The sequence below is a fragment of the Rhodococcus sp. MPR-R1B genome (assembly GCF_058793255.1).
In genome coordinates this window covers 97,453-119,039 of the sequence record NZ_JBXAFO010000015.1, presented here as the reverse complement: position 1 = coordinate 119,039, position 21,587 = coordinate 97,453, and the positions used below count along the sequence as shown (strand labels likewise).

General features: G+C 62.0%; 23 protein-coding genes. 7 read left to right on the top strand and 16 right to left on the bottom strand.

Going from position 1 to position 21,587, the window contains the following annotated elements; genetic code table 11:
• The first annotated feature begins 39 nt into the window (after window positions 1-39).
• A complete protein-coding gene (locus AC1Q61_RS20895; protein WP_252194339.1) occupies window positions 40-480 on the top strand; it encodes a hypothetical protein in 441 nt (146 codons plus the stop codon).
• Window positions 481-863: 383 nt separating this feature from the next.
• On the opposite strand, the gene AC1Q61_RS20890 is transcribed toward AC1Q61_RS20895, so the two are convergent.
• Window positions 864-1,853 carry a threonine ammonia-lyase gene (locus tag AC1Q61_RS20890; RefSeq protein WP_083291749.1) on the bottom strand — a complete coding sequence of 330 codons (990 nt, stop codon included), beginning with the start codon at window positions 1,851-1,853 and terminating at the stop codon, window positions 864-866.
• 81 nt (window positions 1,854-1,934) lie between these two features.
• Here AC1Q61_RS20890 and AC1Q61_RS20885 point away from each other — a divergent pair, with 81 nt between their 5' ends.
• Window positions 1,935-2,858: a LysR family transcriptional regulator gene (locus AC1Q61_RS20885; RefSeq protein ID WP_007727464.1), complete on the top strand. Its 924-nt coding sequence runs from the start codon at window positions 1,935-1,937 to the stop codon at window positions 2,856-2,858.
• A gap of 2 nt (window positions 2,859-2,860) precedes the next feature.
• On the opposite strand, the gene AC1Q61_RS20880 is transcribed toward AC1Q61_RS20885, so the two are convergent.
• Window positions 2,861-3,436 (bottom strand): TetR/AcrR family transcriptional regulator, encoded by a 576-nt coding sequence (locus AC1Q61_RS20880; RefSeq protein ID WP_042449699.1) that lies wholly within the window; start codon window positions 3,434-3,436, stop codon window positions 2,861-2,863.
• A gap of 76 nt (window positions 3,437-3,512) precedes the next feature.
• Here AC1Q61_RS20880 and AC1Q61_RS20875 point away from each other — a divergent pair, with 76 nt between their 5' ends.
• Window positions 3,513-4,127, top strand: a complete 615-nt coding sequence (locus AC1Q61_RS20875; protein ID WP_042923456.1) for an NAD(P)H-dependent oxidoreductase — start codon at window positions 3,513-3,515, stop codon at window positions 4,125-4,127.
• A 13-nt stretch (window positions 4,128-4,140) separates the two neighbouring features.
• Here the strand turns inward: AC1Q61_RS20875 and AC1Q61_RS20870 are convergent, their stop codons facing one another.
• Window positions 4,141-4,722, bottom strand: a complete 582-nt coding sequence (locus AC1Q61_RS20870; RefSeq protein ID WP_042923454.1) for a GNAT family N-acetyltransferase — start codon at window positions 4,720-4,722, stop codon at window positions 4,141-4,143.
• Between the two features lie 76 nt (window positions 4,723-4,798).
• On the opposite strand from AC1Q61_RS20870, the gene AC1Q61_RS20865 reads away from it, so the two are divergent.
• Window positions 4,799-5,782: a hypothetical protein gene (locus AC1Q61_RS20865; RefSeq protein WP_042923451.1), complete on the top strand. Its 984-nt coding sequence runs from the start codon at window positions 4,799-4,801 to the stop codon at window positions 5,780-5,782.
• Window positions 5,783-5,836: 54 nt separating this feature from the next.
• On the opposite strand, the gene AC1Q61_RS20860 is transcribed toward AC1Q61_RS20865, so the two are convergent.
• From AC1Q61_RS20860 to AC1Q61_RS20850, 3 genes are read right to left on the bottom strand one after another with little or no spacing between them, the layout of a single operon-like run.
• Window positions 5,837-6,727, bottom strand: a complete 891-nt coding sequence (locus AC1Q61_RS20860) for a ferredoxin family protein (protein ID WP_003940919.1) — start codon at window positions 6,725-6,727, stop codon at window positions 5,837-5,839.
• A 58-nt stretch (window positions 6,728-6,785) separates the two neighbouring features.
• Window positions 6,786-7,358 (bottom strand): YdeI/OmpD-associated family protein, encoded by a 573-nt coding sequence (locus tag AC1Q61_RS20855; RefSeq protein WP_042923448.1) that lies wholly within the window; start codon window positions 7,356-7,358, stop codon window positions 6,786-6,788.
• 9 nt (window positions 7,359-7,367) lie between these two features.
• Window positions 7,368-7,871 carry a hypothetical protein gene (locus tag AC1Q61_RS20850; protein WP_030535111.1) on the bottom strand — a complete coding sequence of 168 codons (504 nt, stop codon included), beginning with the start codon at window positions 7,869-7,871 and terminating at the stop codon, window positions 7,368-7,370.
• A gap of 128 nt (window positions 7,872-7,999) precedes the next feature.
• On the opposite strand from AC1Q61_RS20850, the gene AC1Q61_RS20845 reads away from it, so the two are divergent.
• Window positions 8,000-8,845 carry an alpha/beta hydrolase gene (locus tag AC1Q61_RS20845; RefSeq protein WP_042923446.1) on the top strand — a complete coding sequence of 282 codons (846 nt, stop codon included), beginning with the start codon at window positions 8,000-8,002 and terminating at the stop codon, window positions 8,843-8,845.
• Here AC1Q61_RS20845 and AC1Q61_RS20840 read toward each other — a convergent pair.
• Complete coding sequence (locus AC1Q61_RS20840; protein WP_007727480.1) at window positions 8,830-9,786, bottom strand: GlxA family transcriptional regulator; 957 nt, start codon at window positions 9,784-9,786, stop codon at window positions 8,830-8,832. The genes AC1Q61_RS20845 and AC1Q61_RS20840 overlap by 16 nt on opposite strands.
• A 125-nt stretch (window positions 9,787-9,911) precedes the next feature.
• Here AC1Q61_RS20840 and AC1Q61_RS20835 point away from each other — a divergent pair, with 125 nt between their 5' ends.
• Entirely contained in the window at window positions 9,912-10,550 is a 639-nt protein-coding gene (locus AC1Q61_RS20835) for an HD domain-containing protein (RefSeq protein ID WP_042923444.1), read from the top strand.
• Between the two features lie 9 nt (window positions 10,551-10,559).
• Here AC1Q61_RS20835 and AC1Q61_RS20830 read toward each other — a convergent pair whose 3' ends face one another.
• From AC1Q61_RS20830 to imuA', 7 genes are all read right to left on the bottom strand, one after another.
• Window positions 10,560-11,516, bottom strand: coding sequence for a R2-like ligand-binding oxidase (locus AC1Q61_RS20830; protein WP_003940790.1), 957 nt, complete (start codon window positions 11,514-11,516; stop codon window positions 10,560-10,562).
• Window positions 11,517-11,603: 87 nt separating this feature from the next.
• A complete protein-coding gene (locus tag AC1Q61_RS20825) occupies window positions 11,604-13,241 on the bottom strand; it encodes a sulfatase family protein (RefSeq protein WP_042923441.1) in 1,638 nt (545 codons plus the stop codon).
• Window positions 13,242-13,286: 45 nt separating this feature from the next.
• A complete protein-coding gene (locus AC1Q61_RS20820; protein WP_042923438.1) occupies window positions 13,287-13,628 on the bottom strand; it encodes a DUF6292 family protein in 342 nt (113 codons plus the stop codon).
• A 67-nt stretch (window positions 13,629-13,695) separates the two neighbouring features.
• Window positions 13,696-14,451 carry an alpha/beta fold hydrolase gene (locus AC1Q61_RS20815; RefSeq protein WP_042923436.1) on the bottom strand — a complete coding sequence of 252 codons (756 nt, stop codon included), beginning with the start codon at window positions 14,449-14,451 and terminating at the stop codon, window positions 13,696-13,698.
• Window positions 14,438-15,283, bottom strand: coding sequence for an alpha/beta hydrolase (locus AC1Q61_RS20810; protein ID WP_042923433.1), 846 nt, complete (start codon window positions 15,281-15,283; stop codon window positions 14,438-14,440). The genes AC1Q61_RS20815 and AC1Q61_RS20810 overlap by 14 nt, the downstream gene beginning before the upstream one ends.
• Window positions 15,284-15,448: 165 nt before the next feature.
• A complete protein-coding gene (locus tag AC1Q61_RS20805; protein WP_492654899.1) occupies window positions 15,449-17,002 on the bottom strand; it encodes a DNA polymerase Y family protein in 1,554 nt (517 codons plus the stop codon).
• Window positions 16,999-17,889 carry a DnaE2-dependent mutagenesis accessory factor ImuA' gene (gene imuA', locus AC1Q61_RS20800; protein ID WP_042923430.1) on the bottom strand — a complete coding sequence of 297 codons (891 nt, stop codon included), beginning with the start codon at window positions 17,887-17,889 and terminating at the stop codon, window positions 16,999-17,001. The genes AC1Q61_RS20805 and imuA' overlap by 4 nt, the downstream gene beginning before the upstream one ends.
• A 227-nt stretch (window positions 17,890-18,116) precedes the next feature.
• Here imuA' and AC1Q61_RS20795 point away from each other — a divergent pair, with 227 nt between their 5' ends.
• Window positions 18,117-19,316 (top strand): serine/threonine-protein kinase, encoded by a 1,200-nt coding sequence (locus tag AC1Q61_RS20795; protein ID WP_003940952.1) that lies wholly within the window; start codon window positions 18,117-18,119, stop codon window positions 19,314-19,316.
• A gap of 9 nt (window positions 19,317-19,325) precedes the next feature.
• Here AC1Q61_RS20795 and AC1Q61_RS20790 read toward each other — a convergent pair whose 3' ends face one another.
• Window positions 19,326-20,717: an FAD-binding oxidoreductase gene (locus tag AC1Q61_RS20790; RefSeq protein WP_003940869.1), complete on the bottom strand. Its 1,392-nt coding sequence runs from the start codon at window positions 20,715-20,717 to the stop codon at window positions 19,326-19,328.
• Complete coding sequence (locus AC1Q61_RS20785; RefSeq protein ID WP_042923427.1) at window positions 20,714-21,550, bottom strand: class I SAM-dependent methyltransferase; 837 nt, start codon at window positions 21,548-21,550, stop codon at window positions 20,714-20,716. Before AC1Q61_RS20785 ends, AC1Q61_RS20790 begins: the two co-directional genes overlap by 4 nt.
• Window positions 21,551-21,587: the final 37 nt, after the last annotated feature.

The window sequence follows — 21,587 nt, the reverse complement described above, 5'->3', positions numbered from 1 at the left end:
TTCGCCTCGGAGCGTTTCGGCCAGCGGAACGAGTCTGCAATGCTAGTCATCAGAATCTATCCAGACCATGGTCATCCCAGTTCGCTGTGGCCGTCGAAGGAATTGATTGTCATCCCGCCGCAACGGTTCCCGCAGGCATACGTTCTCCCGAGCCAAATGGGGATCGACGACGAACTCGGAGAGAAGATACTGGCGTGGACTGATCGCTTCCAAAAGTTCTTTGTGACCGAGATCGACGGCTTCGCGATACGACCGCGGTGGAATCCAGGGATCAACGTTTTCGACTGGTACGACGAGGGCTATCAGATCGTGGGCAAACTTCGGGCACAGTTTCCGGACGTGCACGTCAAGCCTGAATTTGCCCAGTACGTCTTTTCGGTCAACGAGCGTCGGGAAAGCATGGGGCTTGTGCCGGTCAGCCTTCCGAACGAACCCAAGGCCGGGCATATGAGCATCACTGAACTCCTGCACCCCACGTGAGTTTCAGAGCCATGGCGATAAATGCGATCGATACTGCGGCAGTGATCGAGTTTTCCCATCCGAGGGCGAAGTAAACTGCGGAAGAATCGAAATCCACTGCCTTGCAAGAGGCTACGGGAAACGGGATCCAAGCCCATCCTGCTTCTTCGAGCAATCCGCTTCCATACGAACTTGATCTACAAAGCTCCGATGCGGACGCTGGGAACCCCCAACGTGAGGTCACTCCGAAACTTGCGATCAATCCAATGACCCCGACTACCAGCATGAGTGCGGGAACATTGCGAGTGATAGGTGACTTGTCTCGGGGTGAAGTCATTGGAACACCGTACTTCGGCTTTCCGTCAGTTCGCTGACACTGCACATTGTTCCGAGTACGAGATGAATTAGCCGACGACCCTGCGGATCTCACTCTCGGAGGCATTGGCGCCCGTGCAGACAACAGCAACGCGCTTGTCAGCGAAGGTGTTCGGATGCGAATAGACCGCAGCAAGTGCGGCCGCACCAGCACCTTCGCTCAAAGTGTGAGCGTCGTAGAGCAACGCCCGCTGCGCGAGGGTGATGTCGTCATCCGTGACGAGCAGGAAGCCTCCTAGCCGTTCACGCAAAACACGTTGTGTCAGTGCGAACCCGGCACCGGTCGCAAGCCCCTCGACACGGGTGGTGTTCGGGCGCTCGACGCACGTGCCGGAACTCCACGAGTCATGTGCGGCTCGTGCGGCCTCAGACTGCACTGCGAACACCTCGAGGTGCGGTGCAAGCGCACTGGCGACGAGACACGCCGCCGCCGCACCGCTGCCGCCACCGACTGGGACCACCACCGCGTCCAGATCAGGTTGTTGTTCGAGGAGTTCGACGTAGGCCGTTGCAACACCGGCGAGGATTGCCGGCTCATTGGCGGCGCTCACGAGACGCAGGCCGTCACGTTCGCTGATGAAATCGGCGTGAGCACGTGCTTCGTCGAAGTTCACACCGTGCTCGATGAGCTCGGCTCCGAGCATGCGGACAGCGTGAGCCTTGACTGGATTCGCCCCAACCGGCATGACGATCACACACCGCACGCCCGCACCCGCCGCGGCATACGCCAAGGATTGAGCATGGTTTCCGGTCGAGTAGCCGACAATCCCCCGCGCCCGCGTCGCCTCATCCAGTCCTGCCACCAGGTTCAGTCCGCCGCGAACCTTGAACGCACCCGTGGGGTGCACGTTCTCGTGTTTGACGAACAATTGGCTGCACGAGCCCGCACCCAAGGTCGGGTGCGATATCAGGGGCGTGACCGGTAGATGCCGACGGACGACCTGACTGGCACGCTCGATGTCTGCCCATACGGGTGGATGTAGCTGGTTTGATGCCGTGAGATCAGATGCCGGTGCCATGTGATTCACCCTGCCAAACACCGATTCATAGATCCAATACGTGTTTTCGTCCAAAGCATCGAAATCTTCTATGATTTTGGCATGCTCGATCTAATTCGGCTGAGGGTCCTGGTCGCTGTTGCACAGGAAGGGTCGGTGACAGCCGCCGCCGATTCTCTCGGTTACGCGCAGCCCTCCATCAGTCACCACCTTCGACAGCTCGAATCGGAAGTCGGGGTTCCACTGTTCCAGAGAGCGGGTCGTGGACTGCGCCTGACGGACGCCGGCGCAGTGCTGGTTCGGCGAGCCACCGAGATCCTCGGCCACGTCGACGCAGCGGTAGCCGAAGTCCAGACGTACGCAGGACTGAGGGCCGGGCGGGTACGACTGGCCGCATTCCCGTCAGCCCTGGCGAGTTTGATTCCGCAGGCGATGGCAGCGTTCACGTCCCAGTACCCCGATGTGTCCATCAGCCTCGTTGATGCAGAACCACCCAAAGCACTTGCACTGCTTCGTAACAACGATGTCGACGTAGCTGTTGTCTTCGCGCACGAGGACACCCCTGAAGTCGGGCTCAAGCATGTCGCGCAGACGACTTTGCTGGAAGATCCGTTGTACCTGATCACCTCTACGCGGAATGCAGATGCCGCCAACGAGATCACGGACTACGCCGGTGAGACCTGGATTGCCGGTTGCCCGAGCTGCCGAGCCCACCTCCTCACCGCTTGCAATCGAGCTGGATTCATTCCGCGGATCGAGTTCGAGACCGACGACTACGTCGCCGTCCAAGCCCTGGTCGCCTCCGGAAGCGGGGTAAGCACCCTTCCGGCCCTCGCCCTCCAGGCACATCAGAACCCGAGTATCCGCGCACACCGCATTCCCGGCGAGCGACGCACTGTCTCCGTCGCAACCTACGGCAAACCTCCACTTGCTCCCGCGATCGACGCGTTCGTCAGAACTCTGACAGCGATATCCGAATCCATGCGTGAGCGCGTCGAATTGGATGGGCACCAAGATAACCGGTGACCTCAGGTCCGGCCGACCACCGCGACTATCAGTGCGGCAAGTTCGCTTCGAGCATCGTCGGGCGAGAGCGCTCCCGCTACCGCCGCATGCGAGAGTGCCTCTGCAGCACCGAATATTGCGGTCATCGAAGGTTGCGCAAGTCCTCCGCCCGCACCAAAGGGAGTCAGCACCTCCCGACATCGTTCGGAATAGGCGTGTTCCGATTCACGCTTGACCCGCTCCAGCTCGGGCGAACCCTCAAGCGCTGCAAGCACACCCGTCAGTTCACGCCCCTGCGCCAGCGAACATCCGACGTAGGAGTCGGCGATGGCATTCGCGCGTCCGTTCAGAGACTCATCCGCGGCATCGAGATACTCCTCGAGCATCACCGTCTGACGATCGTCGAATTCCTTGAAGAGCGCTGCCAACAACGCGGCGCGAGAGGCGAAATGGCTGTATACAACTGGCTTTGCAACGCCGGCACGTTCAGCCAACCGACCAAGGGTCAGCGCGTCCGCACCCTCCTCTCGCACCAATGCCCACGACACCTCCACGAGTTGTTCGTACCTGCCGGCTCGCGACAGTCTCGTACGTGCCATCGGACACCTCCTTGCGTTATATACCAATAGTAACCTACTCTTAGTACATAAGCGCACCATCTACCGAAGGACGCTCATGACCACACTCGTCGTAGTCTCCCACCCCGATCCCCAGTCACTTACCCAGCATGTCGCCCGTTCTACCGCCGACGCGATCCGCGACCTGGGCGGCGACGTCGACTTCGCGGACCTACATGCCGAGAGTTTCGATCCCCGATTCGCCGAAGCCGATGTGAACCTGTTCCGCGGCAAAGGGACTCCCCCGGCCGACGTTGTAGCCGAGCAGGACCGAATCGATCGTGCAGACGATCTGATTCTCGTGTTTCCGATGTACTGGTGGTCGATGCCCGCACTACTCAAAGGTTGGATCGATCGAGTCTTCGTCAGCGGATGGGCGTACGAATTCACCCCGGGAAGCGAATTCGTGAAGAAACTGGACCGACTCACCGTCCACCTGATTCCAGTCGCAGGTGACGACGCCGAGAGTTTCGACCGACACGGCGTGTACGAGGCCTTCCGGACACAGATCGAACGCGGAATCATCGAATATTGCGGTGCCACACTGGGATCGACAACCTTCGTTCACGAGTCGGACACGAAGAGCCGAGACGTCCTCGCCGCAGAAATCCACGACCTCAGCGAAAGCATCGCGTCCCGTGTCGCCTACCCTGCGACCGCGACTTCCCGTTGACGGTCAAAAACGGTCAACTGGCGCTTGACCGGCACGTGGCCGCCCAGTAGCGAAGCGTGTCTCCCGAATGGCCGAGGTTGCGCGACAACTGATCAGCTGGGCGCACGCTATCGAGAAGTCCCCCGCACGCTTCGATTGCCCTACGCGAACCCGCGTTGGTCTCGTCGCACGTAATCAGGACGCCACTGAGCCCCACCGGGTCGCCGGCATACGTGAGCACTTCCCGCAGAGCAGCCGACGCTATCCCTTTCCGCCGTTCCGACGGCCGAATCCCGTAGCCGATATGACCACCAAGATCAGCCAAGAACTCATTCAAGCTGTGTCGCAACTGGATAGCACCGAGATACCTGCCGTCTCGCACGATCCACCAGTTGGTTGCCGGGACAATGTCGGGCCCCGGCAACGCCTCGGGCTGCGCCAACAACTCCTGAACCCACTGCCCGAATCCATCGCGTGATGCAAGGTCCAGATCCAGACGTTGCGCAACTCCCAACGCCGAACCGGGCTGATCCGCCTGCGGTCCACCCCACTCGTCACGCGACTCCAACCAGGACACCCACAAGGCCTCGTCAGGCGCAACCAAATCGACTGTCATAGCAGCGATGCTACGTCGCACCCGCAATGGTCGAGACTTCGCCTCAATCCATCGCAAAAGCACATAGTGTCGATGTATGAGTGGACGATTCACAGCTGGGGTCTTTATCGTCGTCGTCAGTGTCGTCGCCGTTGCGTTGGTTTGGACCGGCGTTCGAGACTATGAATCTTTCACTCCACCGGTCGCGACGGCGGTCGATCGGGCAGACTGCCTCGCCCCTGATATCACCGCCGCGCTCGTAGCCCCCGAGGCACGCGACAGCAGCATCGCACTTCGCCCCGAGGGAAGTGGTTACCCGCCTCCTGATTTCAGCCCCGTTGCCGTTGTTCGATGCGAACGCGGAGAAACGTCCGACGGTGGGTTGACCATCGACTCCGTACGCCTCGAGGGGGACATCCACGCGGTGGACGATGCATTCCGCGAACAGTCTCGTCGATTTCCTGCCAACGTCCGGGCCGACTGCGCGTACCGTCTCGTCCCGCCAGCCGGTTTGTGGCTGGTAGACGAAGCAGGAGCAGCCATACGCCCTACCTGGCCGACCGCGCCCTGTGGACTGCAAGAGAAACCACACGCAGCCCTGAGCCAACTACATGAGATCAGCCGCGCGCAGCATCCGGTCGACGGCATCTCCTCCGATGACGCCGGAACCTGCGCGGAGTCGACCGGACAACCGTTCGCGACGACCACTGAAGCTGACATGAGTCGCATGGCAGAACACGAAGACACTCACGCGCGCCCACTGACGGAAACAGCTTTGGCTACACCGATTTCCGACGTCGGCAGACTACTGGTGTGCCGCTATTCCACCGAACCGCCGCTGCCCGAGTCCCGAATCCGCTTGTCACGCCAGCAGAGTACTGATCTGATGGAGGTTGCATCCACCGCGCCACCTGCAGGCCCATGCGATCTCGTCGCCCATCACATCGCTTCGATCGACGTACTTCGTCCCGACGGATCGGGCGGCACGCGGATGGCAGTCGAACTCGACGGATGCCAACGCGTAAACCTCCTCGGACAACGTCAATTACCGCCCGCAGTCATTGCGCTCCTGTTGCAGTAGCGATGACCCACACCCGAGTTCATCGAGACTGATCGTAGAAAACCGACGATGAAATCACAGGTCTCGAATCGACGTGACGACAACCGGCCTGACCGGCTTGGGCGCCGCGCCGCAACTCGGTGGACGCGGCGCGAGTTCGGAGACTGCAGTCTCCACGGCCCATTGCCGGCCGTCCACATGTGCGACGACGCATGTCCCGTCACTCGCCTGCTCGATGACAGCCAAGTCGTCGATTCCGCAGGTTATTTGCTGTCGCACAGCAATTTCCGAAGCCTGCCCCGCAGGAGACCAACAACTCCGTCCACGCAGGCCTGGCAAATGGACCTGATCTCGGGAAGCCACCTCCACGGCCGTGACACTCTCACTTGCCGACAGACGGCCGTACGTATTGCCGCTAGGCAACAGGATCATCGACGGCGCGAATCGGTGCCCGCCGGTATGCGAACACTCCCACACCTGGGGTCCGAAGGACGACATCAGCGCTGCGGCGATCGGCCTGCCGAATACAGCGCAGCACTGGTCGCGCTTGCCGTGTGCGCAAACCAATACGACTGGCTCGGTCACTTGCTCGCCCAGTCCTGGTGGCGGCCCATCCAACAAGAAGAAATCGACGTCGAGTAATTCCATCGGCGAATCGATGTGCAACCTTTCACACCATGAGTCGCTCGGATCGGAGCGCGCAAGCAGGACGGTGTGTCCATCAGTCATCGGATCGGTGCGCCCGGGTCGCCGAACGAACATGATTCGTACGTTCGCTGCATCGGCTCGGCGGCTCAGCTCGGCGGCAAGCTCCTCCCCCAAGGCCGTACCGTCCAACACGTCACGACCCCACGCGGCATTGAATTCGAGGCATACCCAGCCCTGCACGACGGCAGCGCTGCCTGCCAGCGGCTCATCGACAGCAGACAGTGCGGAACAGGTTTCGGCTTCGATCACGAGGCCCATTGTGTCAGCCTCGCTGGGTGTCGATTAGCAAGTCCCTGTGGCCCAGTGACGCGGCAGCTCAATAGAACTTCTTGCCCTCCGCAAGCTGGTTCACGAACTTCTCGATCCGCCTGGCTCGCGTCTCCGGACGCTTTGCCTCCTGCAGTCGGTACGCGATGGTGAATCGGTTGGTGGAATTGAGCGTCGCGTAGAACTCACGAGCCTTCGGGTTTTCCGCGAGCGCATCGAGAAAGTCTTTCGGGACCTCGGCCTTGGCTGATCCCTCGTACGCGCGATCCCATCGACCGTCGGCCTTGGCCTTCTCGATCTCGGCGATGCCGGAAGGCTCGAGAAGTCCCGCAGCGTCGAGGCGGGCGACTATCTCGACGTTGCGTTTGGACCACGGACTCCGCGCGGTGCGTCGCGAAAACTTCTGTACGAAGAAATCGTCGTCGATTCGCCGTGCGAGGCTGTCGATCCAGCCGAAGCACAGGGCAACGTCCAACGCTTGGTCGTAGTCGATCGAACTGTGCGACGAGGTCTTCTTGGCCATTTTCAGCCAAAGGCCGGGGACCAACTCGTGGTTCTCGGACAGCCATCGACGGAACTCTTCTCCGTCAGCGAAGTATTCGGTGCCGAGTTCGACTGCCATCAGTGCTCCTCATTTTCGCGATACCCATACTCTGACAAAACCCTGCGACAAATATCCGAGAGTTCCGAGTGCGAGCACCCATTTGGCAATACTGACGGTCGAAGCGGCGCGAACCCTCGAGTCGGTGATCCTGTCGCGATGATCGAGGAAATGGAGTCCGACCACGTTCTCGACGTAGTCGCCGGCCGCCGACAGTACCGGCACTACGGCAAGGGCGCGCCGAGTTGCCGGGGAAAGGGGAACCCGCTCCCCGAGCCTCGTGCCCGCTGACCGCAAAGCCATCGCGTAGATCGCGGGATGTACGAAGTCGGGGTAGTAGTGACTACGAAATCGTGCCGTGGCCTCGTCGTCCATGGAGTCCAAGATCTCGACGTACCGGCGAGCGGAGAACGCCGTCTGCACTTCCAATACTTTGGGAGCCACCGGCCCGAGTAGGCGAGCAATATTCGCTTGTGAGACAACAAAAGCGGTGGTCCACAGTGCCATCGCCTTCGCAGGTCCAGTTGGTGCCATGCCACGATCGTGCCATCTTCGCACAACAGAACGGAACGGCCCGACGGAAGAGCTCGCCGAGAATGTGAATGAGGTTGTAAAAAGCGGGCATTCCGTATCGATCATCGGTCCGATAGCGGGGAGCGCGCATGTCGCCCAAGTCCAACCCGACTGTTCTGTTCATCCACGGACTTTGGATGCACCCGACCACGTGGGACCCCTGGGCGCAGGTTTTCAACGCGCAGGGATACCCCACGATGGCGCCGGGGTGGCCAGGGGACGCGTCGACCGTGGGTGAGACGCGTGAACACCCGGAAGACATCGCGGGACACGGCATCGAGGACGTGACGGATCACTACGCCAAGGTGATAGCCGATCTCGACGAACCACCGATCGTGGTGGGGCATTCGTTCGGAGGTTTGATCGCGCAGAAACTTCTCGGCCAGAAGCTGGCGACCGCGGCAATTGCCATCGACCCGGCTCAGCCCAAAGGGGTGTTGAAACTTCCCCTCGTTCAACTGGGCAGTGTTTTCCCGGTCCTGTCCAACCCCGGGAACTACCGGAAGGCGTACTCACACAACAGAGAGTCGTTCCACAAATCCTTTGCCAGCGCCGTGTCCAAGGACGAGTCCGACGCCTTGTTCGAGCAGTATGCGATTCCCGCCCCTGGTCGGCCCTTGTTCGAGGCAGCACTCGCCAACTTCGCGCCCCACAGCCCCGCTGCAGTAGATTTCAACGCCCGCCGCGGGCCACTCCTGATGATCGGCGGCGGCAAGGATCGCACAGTCCCGAAAGCCAGTTCGGACAGCTCGTTCAAGAAGTACGCCAAGGCCCCGACGATCAACGAATACAAGGTCTTCGGCGATCGAGGTCACTCGCTGACCATCGACCACGGCTGGCGTGAGATCGCGGACTACAGCCTTGCCTGGCTCGACAAGCAGGGCATGAGCCCGCCGCAAGGCAAGCACGAAAGTCAGTCTCAGCCGAAAGCTTGAAAACGACGGCGGTACACCTGCGGCGAGATTCCGAGATGCGTCGAAAATGCTCGTCGTAGGGATTCCGAACTGCCGAATCCCGCCAATTGCGCGGCTTCGGTCACCGAGTGGCCGGCATCGAGGAGCGCTTTCGCGGAGTCGAAACGGATCAACTCGACGTATTTGGCCGGCGTCGTACCGAGTTCTTCCCGAAAGAGCCTCGTCAGATGCCGTGGGCTCAGGTGCGCCAGGGCAGCCAGTTCGTCGACCGAGTACTCCCCCGCCGGATCGGCGGCCACCGCCTCGACCACTGCGCGAAGCGCGGGCACCCGGGGCCGCGGCCCGCTCAACGACGGCGAGAACTGTGACTGCCCACCTGGACGTTGGAGAAATACCACCAGAAGCTGTGCGACACGTCGGGCCATTTCTGCACCATGATCTCGCTCGAGCAATGCGAGCGCGAGGTCGATCCCGGCGGTCACACCCGCAGACGAGAACACCGTGCCGTCCTGGATGAAAATGGCGTCGGGAACTACCGTGATCTGCGGATAGGCGCGCGCCAGCGTTGCCGTGTGTTGCCAATGCGTCGTTGCGCGGCGTCCGTCGAGCAGTCCACTCGCCGCCAGGATGAATGTCCCGGTACAGATCGAGGCAACCCGACCCGAACGTCTCGCCAGATCGCTCGCTGCCTCACGCAGTTCCGGACTCACCGGCATCGACGGGAACACGTCGCCACCCATGACCAGCAACGTGTCGAAGGAACCGGAATCTGCGACGTCACAGTCGACCGGAATGCGCATGCCGGTCGACGAGTCGACATCGTGTCCACCTACCGAGCAGATCACCAACTCGTAGTTCGCTCCGCCGCGATTGGCCTCTGCGAACACCTCACTCGGACCTGCGACGTCGAGCAGTTTGACGCCGTCGAACACCAGGACGGCAACTCGATGCACTGCGGTCACGATCGCTCCCCTTCGTCCTGATCTGTGGACAGTATGGCCGAGATCAGGGTGCGCCCGCGTGCGTGCTCGACCGACACTGGGACAGACCGAGAAATTCGCAGCAGCGACGAGCAGAGCAGGTACCGATGAACACGATCATTGCCGGTGTGAAAATCCCCGATTCGAAGATGGCTGCCGACGCCACCGAACTCGTCCGAGATACGGCGTCCGAGTTTCTGTTTCACCACTCGCGACGCGTCTTCCTCTTCGGATCGCTGCAAGGCGCGCGTTTGGGACTGCACGCCGACCCTGAATTGCTCTACGTCGGCGCCATGTTTCACGACCTGGGGCTCACCGAGAAATTCCGGGACAGTACGGCGCGATTCGAATTGGACAGCGCGGACGAAGCGCGGCGATTCCTCACCGGCTACGAAGTCGACGAAACCGACATCCGCAAAGTGTGGGAAGGCATCGCTCTACATACGACGCCCGAGGTCCCCTCGCGGCTGGAGCCCGAAATCGCCTTGGTGACAGCGGGTGTGGAGACCGATGTACTGGGAATCGGATACAGCGAACTCGACCAGGCCGACATCGACGCCGTCACCGCGGCCCACCCCCGTCCGGATTTCAAGAATCAGATCTTGAAGGCCTTCACCGACGGCTTCAAGCACCGTCCCGAAAGTACGTTCGGGACGGTGAACGCTGACGTACTCGAACATTTTGTGCCGGGATTTCGGCACATCGATTTTGTCGAGGTCATCCAGAACTCGGCTTGGCCCCAATAGAATCCGCAGTCATTTGGCCGCCTCACTCATCGCAGCGGCATCTTCTGCCCCGAACTTTTCCTCGAGGGTCTCCGGCGAATAGTCGAGGTCGATCTCGGCGACGTCGCGCCCGCGTGCAGACTCGATCGCCGAAAGTCGGCGCTGTGCACGGTCTGCGGCATACTCGAGGAACTCCTGATTGTCCAAACCGAACGGCTGCACCTCGAATTGATCGTTGACCCAGTTGATCATTCCGAGGGCCATGGGCATGAGTTCACCCATCCGCTGCTGGACGACGTCCCAGTTGTGATCGTCGGCGGCGACGTGCCTTCGGCAGGTGAACGTCCCCCAAGCCATGTGCCGTCGTTCGTCGTCACCGATCTTTCGCACCAATTGCTGCATGCCAGGGAGGATTCCGCGCGTCGCACAAACTTTCTGCCAGGCGTAGTAACCCGTCAGTGCCAGACTGCCCTCGATGACGTGGTTGTACGTGACGCTGGCACGCACCTGGTTGACCGGGCTGGGGTCCGTCTCGAGAATGCGTAGCGACGACGGCAGCTCCTCGTAGAACAGTTGCCGGTAGTACGGATTGTCAGCGACGTAGGAATGCAGGTCACTGGTCAATCCCACTTCGTCCATCCACAGCCGAAACACCTGGGTGTGCTTGGCTTCCTCGAAACAGAACTGCGTCAAGTACATCTCGTCGCCGAATCGTCCCTCGGTCGACATTGCTTTCATGAACGGTTGAATGTCTTCGGTGACGGCTTCTTCACCGGCGATGAACTGTGCACACAGGAAGGTGGCGCTGCGCTGTTGTTCGCTGGTCAGCTCCTGCCAGTCACGGGCATCCTGCGAAAAATCGAGGTCGGTTGGGTTCCAGAATTTGGCATTTCCCTTGGTGAACAATCGGAGTGGGAACGAATCCCAGTTCAACCCTCCCGACCGAAGAGAACTGAAACCTTCTCGCCCCGGCGAGGTGACAGTCATGACATTCCTTCTTCCCGAACCGAAGACAGATGCCCCACCAGCATGCCCGCAGAACTGAAACGTGAATCAGTTTTGACGAAATTCGATCTATTCCTTCAGGGAAACCCCCTTGGTCTCCATCACTGCGAAGAGCTTGGCGTTCATCTGAGCTGCCAGATCCGGCCGATACGAGCCGATGTTGAGCGGATTGGCGAGATTGTTCAGTTCCAAGGGGTCGGCTTGTAAGTCGTACAGTTCGTATTGCGGCGCAGCAACTCCCGCAGGATCGAAGTACATCGTGTACTTCCAGCGACTCTCGCGTATGCACCGAATGTGGTTGGGCTGCGTGACGATGTTCTGACCGTCGGGCGTCGCACAGTTCTGATCGTCGTAGGTGAACAGAATCGTGTCCTGAACCTGCGTGCTGGGACTTTGCGGATAAGCGGCAGCGTCGACGATGACCGGTGTCAGATCGGTACCCAGGAAGTTCCACGATTGACGCGCAGGCGCTTGGGCGAGCGTGGCGAGAGTGGGCATCACGTCGATCAACGACGCCAGGGCGTCGGTGCGAACGGGTTCGGGAAACAGCAAGGGGTTGCTGATGACCAGTGGAACGCGCAGTGTTTCCTCGTAGGCGTTGAACACTTTCTGCCGCAAACCTCCGTGGCTCATCCCCATCTCCCCGTGATCGGACATCCGAACGATCACCGTGTCGTCCAGCATCTGTGGAGTGGCTTCGATCGCGTCGAGCACGCTGCCGATGTGTTCGTCGACCACCCTGTGCATATAGGCGTAGAAGTTGATGTAGTTACGCGCCTGATCGGGTCCGAGCAGCGGCCCGAGCCCGGCTGCCAACAGCAGTTCCGACTGAACCTGGGCTGTCGGTTTGTGATTGAGCGCCAGGATCTCGTCGAAGGTGGGCGGCAAGTCGATACCCTGCTCGAAGGCGCCTGGCGCGTCCGATCCGTAGTTGTCGCACGTGCCGTTCATCGCGTTCCACGTCTGGGGGTACGCGAGGACATCGTGCGGGTTCACGAACGAGACGATCAGCGCCCAAGGCTGTCCGGATGCGACTGCGGGTCCGGAGAGAAACTCGACAGCTTCCTCGGCGACACGGCGATCATGGTCTGCGCACCCGCCACCGAAGTGATCCGGATTGGTGTCCTGGCCCGCGTCCGGCGGAATCCACCCCTCGAAGCCGAATCCTGCCACGTCCGCGCTTGTCGGATCACCACCCTCGACGCCTTTGCTCAGATGCCATTTCCCCCGGTACTGGACGTTGTAGCCGGCCGACGCCAGCAGCTTTGCCATGTTCTGTTCGGAGACCTGCAACTGTGGCTCGGTGGGTGAGACAGTGCCACCTTCGGTGAGCGTTCTGGTGACCCCGTGCTGCGCGGGGTAGAGGCCGGTGAAGAACGTACTGCGACTGGGCGAGCACATCGCGGTGTTGCACACTGCCTGGTCGAAACTCAGCCCGTGATCGGCAATCCTCTTGCGGTTGGGCAGATTCTGTTCAGCCCAGCCTTGTGGCCAGTACATCGGCCGGCGTTCCTGATCGGTGATGATGACAACGATGTTGGGTTTCTGCGGAAACCGATCGGCGGGTGCTGCTTGTACCGGCACCGCGCTCACCGCGCCGGCCGCGACGTCTGCCACTCCCGCGAGGACAAGGGCACCGACGCCACCGAGGAACGTCCGGCGCGGCAATGAATGACAATGCGGGGCTGGAACGTTCTCTGGGTTCACGGGCGTCGTCCTCTCGGAGGCGTTGTCGCCCCAGAGTTGACCGAATCACTCTTCGCTACACATGCGCGAGCAAACTGCCCGTGCGCTGATCAGTTCGATAACCCGATCCGCACAGCGCAGCGGATCCGGTGTCCGGCCGATACCGAGGGTGTCGACTATCGAAATCGTCCTTCGCACATCAGCCTCCTCGACACCCCACGACCAACCGAAGTCGTGATTCCAGAGCAGAACTGCGTTCTTCCCCGGATGGTTTCGGGCATGAACGGGGAGAACGATCACCGCATCCGTGCTCGGACCCTGCGGCCATCGAACTGTCTCACCGTGAACGGATCGTGCTACCGCGTCGACGTATTCGTGTGCGGACCAGTCGTTGCCGTTGGTATGCATGGAAGTACATTCGGTGCCACACACGTTTCGGATGGGTTCGTGGCATCACCGATCGAGTATTGCGCTTTCAGGAAATGAACGGCAACACAACGGATTCGAATTGGCGATGACCGTCGCGGTGGACACTGTGGCCGGTACGGAAAGAGACCAATTCGCAGCGTGCGACGGTGGCTGCAACAGCGTCGAGGCGAACAGGATCCACCATCCCGCCCAGACCTCCACGCAGGAACAACACGTCAGCCTCGATGAGCGGCAACCGATCCCACCACTGCGGATCCGGTCGGCGGAACTGCTCGAGCGCGGACCGCGTCATCGAGCGATCGAACGTCAACGCGGCTCGCGGATGCCGCACCAAACTTGTTGTGGCATGCCACAGTTCTGGGACACTCGGCAATTTCCTCGCGAACACCTGTTCCGGGTCACCCGCACGTAGTGGTAACGGCGCTTCCTCGATGACCAACTTCCGCACCGCAGTGGGACGTTTCTGCGCGATCAACGACGCCGCGTGCCCGCCGAGCGAGTGGCCGACCAGGTCCACCTGCTCGAGTTCGAGATGATCACACACGTCCATGACGTCGTCCGCGAACTCCTCGAACAGATACGACGACGCACGAGCGCTCCGGCCGTGGCCGCGAAGGTCGACCGAGACAACTCGCCGGTTGCGTGATCGCAAGGTCCGCGCGAACTTGTCCCAGGTACCGCTGTCGCCGCCCATCCCGTGCACGAGGACTACCGGAGGCAGATCGGCCACACTGGGATGCGAGCCGGAATCGCGGTAGCTGATCTGGACCCCGCCGGCACTTCGTACGTTAGCGACACTCACGAGTTCCCAGGATAGACCCGTCCTCACGGATTGCTGACGCGGTCAGCCGAGGCTGCAACTCCCCTGGTCGCGTGACCTCGTCGTAGCGACCGAGTCCGATCCTCGCGATGTTTCGCAGCGACTCGCTTGCATCGGCGAAGTAGCCGCAATGCCCTCGAACGGCACCGGTACCGAAAACAATGGCTCCGTGCTGCGCCCGAACTGGAGACGGGCCGTGCCCGATGTGGCCGATCTTCACGCGTGGGAAGTAGCGGATCCAGTCCGACGGACCAAGCGCAGCCCAGAGATTTCCGGCAAAGCACAGGTCTTCGCGCGAACTGGTCCCCATCCCCGGACTACCCAGCACCACGCAATCGTCCACTCGCGCCGACGGGAGAGCGAGTCCGCACACCACGGCCCCGTAGCTGTGCCCGACGAGCGTCACATGCGCCGATCGCGGCAGGATACGAGTCAACCGCGCCAGATCTATCGCACCAAGTTCTGCAAGTGTCCGGGAGAACGACTCGAGAAATCCCCACGGCGTCCGATAACCGACCCACACGATCACCGCGACGCGGTCGTTCGGCCCGAGCGTTCGGAGCATCCTTCCCAGTGTCCATCCGCTCGCCCGTGGTCCTGTCGGACGGTTCTCGTCGAAGTAGTTTCCCAGTCCGTTGTCGTTGCCCGGCACGAAGATCATGATGTGCTCGGCGGTGGCGACATCGCCGAACACCTCCACGATCCGGCCTTCGCCGGTCTCGTCGTACGCCAGAAGTTGTGCGTCGCGTAGCTCCATCGGCTCGTAGTGAAGTCGATCGGTTCCGGAAACGTCAGCTCGACCCGCCGTTTTCATGACACTCCTCGCGAAGAGTTGCAACGACGAGAATCATTGCAACAGTGAGTTTTTGAATGTCATCAACGCTAGGCGCCCGATGGCGTCAGTGCGATGGCGCCAGCGCCCCTACTGTTCGTACAGTCGACTCGACCATGTCCGGTACAGCTGGCTGTACCTACGAGCTCATTCGTACACGCCCTCCACCGACCATCCACCGCCTTCACAGATCATCAGCAACGCCCGCGATTCCTCCAACAGCACCTGAGCCCGCGCGGCCGTGCGCGCCGAGGCTGCGTCCCACCATCGCTCGTCCACCGGCCAGGGCCCGGCCCATCCCTGCACTGCCCATTCCTTGCTCCCCCACTTCAGCCTTCCCGGCTGCGAGCTGAAGACACCGCGCTCAGTGACGTACACGGCGTTGCCGGCCACATCCTCCAGCCATACCTTGGGATTGTCGACGAAGATCGACCCCGGAGACGGCTGCGGCAGACGACCAGGCCACGGGGCTGTCGGATCATGAGCAGTTACCCGCTCGTCACCCAAGGGCAACAGGGTAATTCGCTCCGAGGGCCCTCGACCACCGCTCAGGACACCGACCTGAACAGATTCGCCGCCCAGAAGACCTTGCACGCGCACCAATGCTCGCCTGGCCCGCTCCTCCTCGTCGCCGACACCGCCCCACAGCCCCAACTGCAAAGCGCCGGCACTGACCACCTCCACCGGTTCCAGACGCAACACCGCTATGCCTGCGGTCGGCCGGGTCTCACTGCGCCCGGTGAGCCAGCCGTCCAGTTGCCATCGCACTCGATCGGCCGTTCCCTCCGGTGTCAGAGGTTCGGCGCAACGCCAAGTCCGAGAAAGATTTTCACCGTTGCCCGTGCTGGCCGAAATCGACAGGCGGGTGCACGCCACTGCGGCAGCCGACAATTTGTCGTGCAGGAGACTCGCCAAGGCGCGCCCGGCAAACGCTGCGGCATCCACCCGCTCGATCGACGGATCGTAATGCTGCTCCACTTCCAGATCCGGCGGAAGCGTCCGCGCCGACGGCGGCCGCTCGGGTTCACCGCGCGCCGCACGATGCGCGAGCACCGCATCGGCCCCGAAACGCGAAGCGACGTCCACTGCCGGTAAATCCGCGAAAGCACCGATGGTTCTGATCCCGAGCCTGCGCAGCAGATCCACCAACTCCCCGCGATGCGGCGCAGACAGACTGGGCTCGGCCGCCAACTCCGGCATGGGTAGCGGCGCCAGAAACCGTGCCCCCTCCCCCGGCGGCACCAGCGCTGCCCGGCGCGCGGCAATGACCGCTGTGGACAGTTGATCCGCCACACCCACCTGACTCTCGACGCCCGCAGCAGATGCCTGATCCACCAATCGTTCCGCCGCGGCTTCCTCCGAACCGAAGTACCGACTGACACCTCGCGCACTGAGCACCAACAAACCAGGACGAAGTACCTCGACGCCCGGTGCCACCGCATCGATGGCCGCGGCGACCGGCTCGAACAATCTGGCGTCGCGTTCCGGATCTGCCATCGCCACATACAGTTCCGGGCAGCGGGCCTGCGACTCGCGTCGGCGCAGGCCTCGTCGCACTCCCTCCGCGCGGGCCGTCGCCGAACATGCGATCACCCGATTACCCGAGGTGACTGCGACAGGATGCGTGGCAGGAAGATCGGCAAGCGCTGCCGCTGCCACCGCCGGCCAGTCCGGGCACCACAACGCCAGAACTCTGCTCACAGTGACACCACCCGCGACGACACCACCCGCTCCGACACCACCCGCTCCGACACCACCTGCTCCGACACGGCCTCGACCGGCCGGGAAGGTACCCACTCGACCCGCCCGGCTGCACTGCAGATGTCCAGACGCGTGGTCCGGGGCTGGAACGAGCGCCCCCGAGCACGAACCGCGAGGCTCAGGGAACTGAGCCGACCACGCCCCAACTCACGGCCCTGACCGAACCCACCGTAACCATGAACCCGAGCGTCCAACCGAACTTCGGCCCCGTCCCAGTGACCTTCGGTGACAACAAGAGTCGAGCCCTTGCTCCGGGCGCGCGCCACCACCGCTCGCGCACGCGACGGGGATACCGACGCACCCGCCAATCCCAGAATCACCAGATCCATACCGTCGAGCAGCACAGCAGCGATCTCGACCGGATCCGGCCCAGGCGCCGGAATGAGCGCCAGACGTTCCAGTTGCGCACCCATCTCGTACGCCGCCAGCAATCCCAGTCGAGGTTGCCCGATGACTGCCACATGCCCCCCGGACGCCGTCACGGACGCGACCAATCCCAAGAGCAAGGAAGCAGCGCCCTCGACGGACACCACGGTTCCGCGCACCAAACCGCCCTGCGGTAGCAATGCCCCGATACCTTCCGGCACTGGGAGAACACCAGCCTTGTGCGCGCGGTCCACGACCGGTATGTCCCGGTCGGCAACACTCTCGAAGGCTGCTGCACTTGTCCCGGAAACACCAGCCACGGAAACACTCGGTCCCGAAAACGACGTATCGCCGCGAGAGGGAATGGACGCGATCTGTCGGCGGAGCTGTGCCAGCCGATCCTGACGGGACAACCCCGCCGCATCTGCCGACAGCTCCACCAACTCGGTCACCTCGGTCATCCCCATCCTCCGGAACACCGGAAAAACTCACTCGGCAGCAATCCATAACCAGCCGGCAAACCGCGGGGAAGTCGGGTCTGACATGCATCCAACGAACAGCAATTTCGAACATATTTTCGAACTGTTTTCAGTAAACCGTGTCACCCCCGACACGTCAAGCAGAGCAAAAAACCCAGTTCACAGGAGCCTCGAGCGTCACAGTGGCATCAATCCATTAACCTTGAGATGTGACAGCTCAGGAGCAGACCGGGAGGGGCATCGGGCCCGAATACCTGCTGGCGGGGCGGTACCGACTCCGCTCCAAGATCGGCGACGGAGGCATGGGCGCCGTCTGGCTGGCCCGCGACACCCTCCTCAGCCGTGACGTCGCGGTGAAACAGGTCACAAGCACGGAAGGCCTCGACACCGAAACGGCCGAAGAGGTCCGTGAACGTACATTGCGCGAAGGCAGGAACGCCGCAAAGCTCACCCACCCCCACTCCATCGCCATGTACGACGTCGCGATCGAGTCCGGTGAACCGTGGTTGGTCATGGAGTACTTCCCCGCCCGCAGCCTCGCCCAGGCGATGAACCTGGCCGACACGTTGCCACCGCTGGAGGTCGCGCAGATCGGCGCGCAGATCGCTGCGGCACTCACCGAGGCGCACGCCGCCGGCATCGTCCACCGCGACATCAAGCCCGGCAACATCCTGATCGCCGACCGAGGCAAGTCTCTCGGCACCGTCAAGATCAGTGACTTCGGCATCGCCCGCGCAAAGAGCGACGTATCCGACACCCAGGACGAGGTCATCACCGGCACTCCCGCGTACTTTGCACCCGAAGTTGCCCGCGGCGACGATCCCACCGAGGCCAGTGACGTCTTCTCACTCGGGTCGACGCTCTACACGGTGATCGAGGGTCAACCGCCCTTCGGCATCGACTCGGACGCCATCGCTCTACTGCATCGTGTCGCCAAGGCCGAGATCTACCGACCCACCAAGTCCGGACCGCTCACCGACGTTCTCCTTCAGCTCCTCGAGCCGGACCCCACCCGTCGGCCGACGATGGCTCAGGCACGCGACGCGCTCGCTGCAGCCGCGACGGGCGGTGGCACGATCGAGCAGTTGATCGACGCTCCCGTCTACTCGTCCGAAGGCGCCGTGCCGGCGTGGGCTCACCGCACCACACAACTCGCCGACCCACACCGCCGCAATCGCCTGACCGGCTCCACGATCACCGGACTGCCTGCAGTGCAACAGAACACGCCACTGCGGAACGTCCCCAGCCCCATGGACATGTTCTCCTGGCCGCCGCGGATACCGACCGGCCCCGCCGATGCCAGCACCCGCGACAAGGTAGTGGCCTGGGCTCCCCTCGCCATGACAGGCATGGTTGCCGTCATCATCTTGGCCGCACTGATTGTCGTCATCCTGGTGTTCACGGCCTGACCGGACGCTCTACGCGGGCAGAATGTTTGCGTTGAGGTGAAACACGTTGTCCGGGTCGTACTTCGCCTTGACGGCGGACAATCGCGCGTACTTCGCCGCACCGTAGGACGCTCGCACTCGGTCCTCGTCGACATCGGTCATGAAGTTGACGTACCCGCCTTGATTGGACGAGAACGGACGCAAGGCTTCCCAGGTCTCACGCACCCACGATCGATCCAATTCCAGTGTCCCGGCATCGGTGGCCGTAGCCGTCATGTTGCACACGTAATGTGGTGTGCGAGAACCACCGAACGCAGTGTCGTCCTCGCCGACGGAGGTGAAAGCTCCCTGCAGCGGAAAGATCGGCATGAAGGACATCGGCGACGATTTCTTGCCCGCTTGCTCGGTCAGAACATCGATCACGTCGTCGGAGAAATCCACCAGGTCCAAGGCCTTCTCATAGGCGTATGCACCCCATGGTTCCGATTCGTCGAGCATCGACTGTAAACCGATGTACGGGAGCGGGGTGACGAACTCGAACAGCGTCGGCACGCCCTCTCGAATCGGCGCAATCGCGTTCGAGTGTTCCTCTTCCGATCCGAAACCGGCTACCAGCAACGCGTATCCGGGCAGCAGGTGAAACTGATCCGGAACAAACGGTGCCGGAGGCGCGGACAAACCGACGGCAACCATCGCTCCTGCATTTCTCGGCAGGGCAGGCACCACTTCGCGGCACAGACGAAGCGCTGCGGGTCCGTCCTCCATCCCCCAGAAGAACAGTCCCAGATGCACTTCCGGACCGATCTCGCTCAGACGGTACTCGAACTCGGTGACCACTCCGAAGTTTCCGCCGCCGCCGCGCAGCGCCCAGAACAAGTCGCTGTGATCGTTCTCGGAGGCCCGCACGATCGAACCGTCGGCGAGCACCACCTCTGCCGACACCAGATTGTCGATCGCCAGGCCGAGCGTGCGCGTCAACCACCCCATGCCGCCGCCGAGGGTCAGGCCACCGACGCCGGTATCACTGATCACTCCACCGGTCACTGCCAATCCGTGTTCCTGCGTCGCGGCGTCGAGGTCGGCAATCGTCGCACCACCACCGACCCTGGCTCGCTTCGCGGACGGGGCGACACTGACTACGTTGATCGCACTGAGATCGATCATCACACCGCCTTCACACACCGAGGTACCTCGGTAGGAATGCCCACCGCCTCTGACCGAAACCTCCAACGAATGGGCTCTGGCAAATGCAAGTGCCACAGACACATCCGACGCCGACCGGCACCTGGCGATCACCGCCGGACGATGATCGATCTGCCCGTTCCAGATCGACCTGGCGTCGTCGTACTCCGGATCTCGGGGGCTGAACACAGAACCCGTGATCGCCGATTTCAGTGGCGCGAACTCGACCGTCGTCATCATGCACCGTCCTCATCGGGTGTCGCGGTGAGAAGCAGGTACTCCCACTCCATCACGAACGGCTCGCTTCCGCTGCCGTACTTCTTTGCCAACTCGAGCAGATCGCGATCGAGCGCCTGCGTGCGGTCAGGATCGTCGGCGATGTTCCGGTACACCGCGATGGTCGGGCCGTAATTCTTCTTGAAGAAATCGCGGAAATCTTCCGGCCCGCTGAATGTGTCCACACGAAGTACGTCTTTCCTTGCGGCAACATCGCCGAGCAGATCACGAACATGGTTCTCGTCGCCCCACAAAGGCGCCGGCTGCGAACCAGGAGGCGGGGGCGGTGCATACGGCTTCATCGTTTTGAACATCTCGCCGATGAACCCCGTCGGAGTCCAACTCAGCACTCCGATCTTTCCGCCGGGTCGGCATACTCGCAAAAGTTCGTCCGCGGCGCGCTGATGATGCGGGGCAAACATCACACCGACGCACGAGAGCACTACGTCGAACTCGTTGTCGCCGAACGGAAGAGCCTCGGCATCGGCCTCCTGCCAATCGAGTTCGACACCCGCGAGTGCCGCGGCCTCCCGTCCTGCCACGAACAGTTCGGGAGCCAGGTCGGTGGCGATCACCTGCGCACCCAGCGCAGCCGCCGGAATGGCGGCGTTGCCGGACCCCGCCGCGACGTCGAGCACCCGATCTCCTTTCTGCACGCCGCATTCACGCACCAATACAGGTCCGAGTTCCGCGATGACCTGCGTCGCCACCGCCGGATAGTTACCAAGCCCCCACATTGCCCGGTGCTTGGCCTTCAGCTCCCGGTCCAACCCGAGAGTCCCCGTTGATTCACTCATTACCGTTCTCCTTCAATAATTTTCGTACTCGGAGCCC

Excerpts from the sequence above, each read along its gene's own strand:
- AC1Q61_RS20895 (WP_252194339.1), top strand. The coding sequence starts at position 40 with ATGCTAGTCATCAGAATCTATCCAGACCATGGTCATCCCAGTTCGCTG.
- AC1Q61_RS20890 (WP_083291749.1), bottom strand. The coding sequence starts at position 1,853 with ATGGCACCGGCATCTGATCTCACGGCATCAAACCAGCTACATCCACCC.
- AC1Q61_RS20885 (WP_007727464.1), top strand. The coding sequence starts at position 1,935 with ATGCTCGATCTAATTCGGCTGAGGGTCCTGGTCGCTGTTGCACAGGAA.
- AC1Q61_RS20880 (WP_042449699.1), bottom strand. The coding sequence starts at position 3,436 with ATGGCACGTACGAGACTGTCGCGAGCCGGCAGGTACGAACAACTCGTG.
- AC1Q61_RS20875 (WP_042923456.1), top strand. The coding sequence starts at position 3,513 with ATGACCACACTCGTCGTAGTCTCCCACCCCGATCCCCAGTCACTTACC.
- AC1Q61_RS20870 (WP_042923454.1), bottom strand. The coding sequence starts at position 4,722 with ATGACAGTCGATTTGGTTGCGCCTGACGAGGCCTTGTGGGTGTCCTGG.
- AC1Q61_RS20865 (WP_042923451.1), top strand. The coding sequence starts at position 4,799 with ATGAGTGGACGATTCACAGCTGGGGTCTTTATCGTCGTCGTCAGTGTC.
- AC1Q61_RS20860 (WP_003940919.1), bottom strand. The coding sequence starts at position 6,727 with ATGGGCCTCGTGATCGAAGCCGAAACCTGTTCCGCACTGTCTGCTGTC.
- AC1Q61_RS20855 (WP_042923448.1), bottom strand. The coding sequence starts at position 7,358 with ATGGCAGTCGAACTCGGCACCGAATACTTCGCTGACGGAGAAGAGTTC.
- AC1Q61_RS20850 (WP_030535111.1), bottom strand. The coding sequence starts at position 7,871 with ATGGCACCAACTGGACCTGCGAAGGCGATGGCACTGTGGACCACCGCT.
- AC1Q61_RS20845 (WP_042923446.1), top strand. The coding sequence starts at position 8,000 with ATGTCGCCCAAGTCCAACCCGACTGTTCTGTTCATCCACGGACTTTGG.
- AC1Q61_RS20835 (WP_042923444.1), top strand. The coding sequence starts at position 9,912 with ATGAACACGATCATTGCCGGTGTGAAAATCCCCGATTCGAAGATGGCT.
- AC1Q61_RS20830 (WP_003940790.1), bottom strand. The coding sequence starts at position 11,516 with ATGACTGTCACCTCGCCGGGGCGAGAAGGTTTCAGTTCTCTTCGGTCG.
- AC1Q61_RS20820 (WP_042923438.1), bottom strand. The coding sequence starts at position 13,628 with ATGCATACCAACGGCAACGACTGGTCCGCACACGAATACGTCGACGCG.
- AC1Q61_RS20810 (WP_042923433.1), bottom strand. The coding sequence starts at position 15,283 with ATGAAAACGGCGGGTCGAGCTGACGTTTCCGGAACCGATCGACTTCAC.
- imuA' (WP_042923430.1), bottom strand. The coding sequence starts at position 17,889 with ATGACCGAGGTGACCGAGTTGGTGGAGCTGTCGGCAGATGCGGCGGGG.
- AC1Q61_RS20790 (WP_003940869.1), bottom strand. The coding sequence starts at position 20,717 with ATGATGACGACGGTCGAGTTCGCGCCACTGAAATCGGCGATCACGGGT.
- AC1Q61_RS20785 (WP_042923427.1), bottom strand. The coding sequence starts at position 21,550 with ATGAGTGAATCAACGGGGACTCTCGGGTTGGACCGGGAGCTGAAGGCC.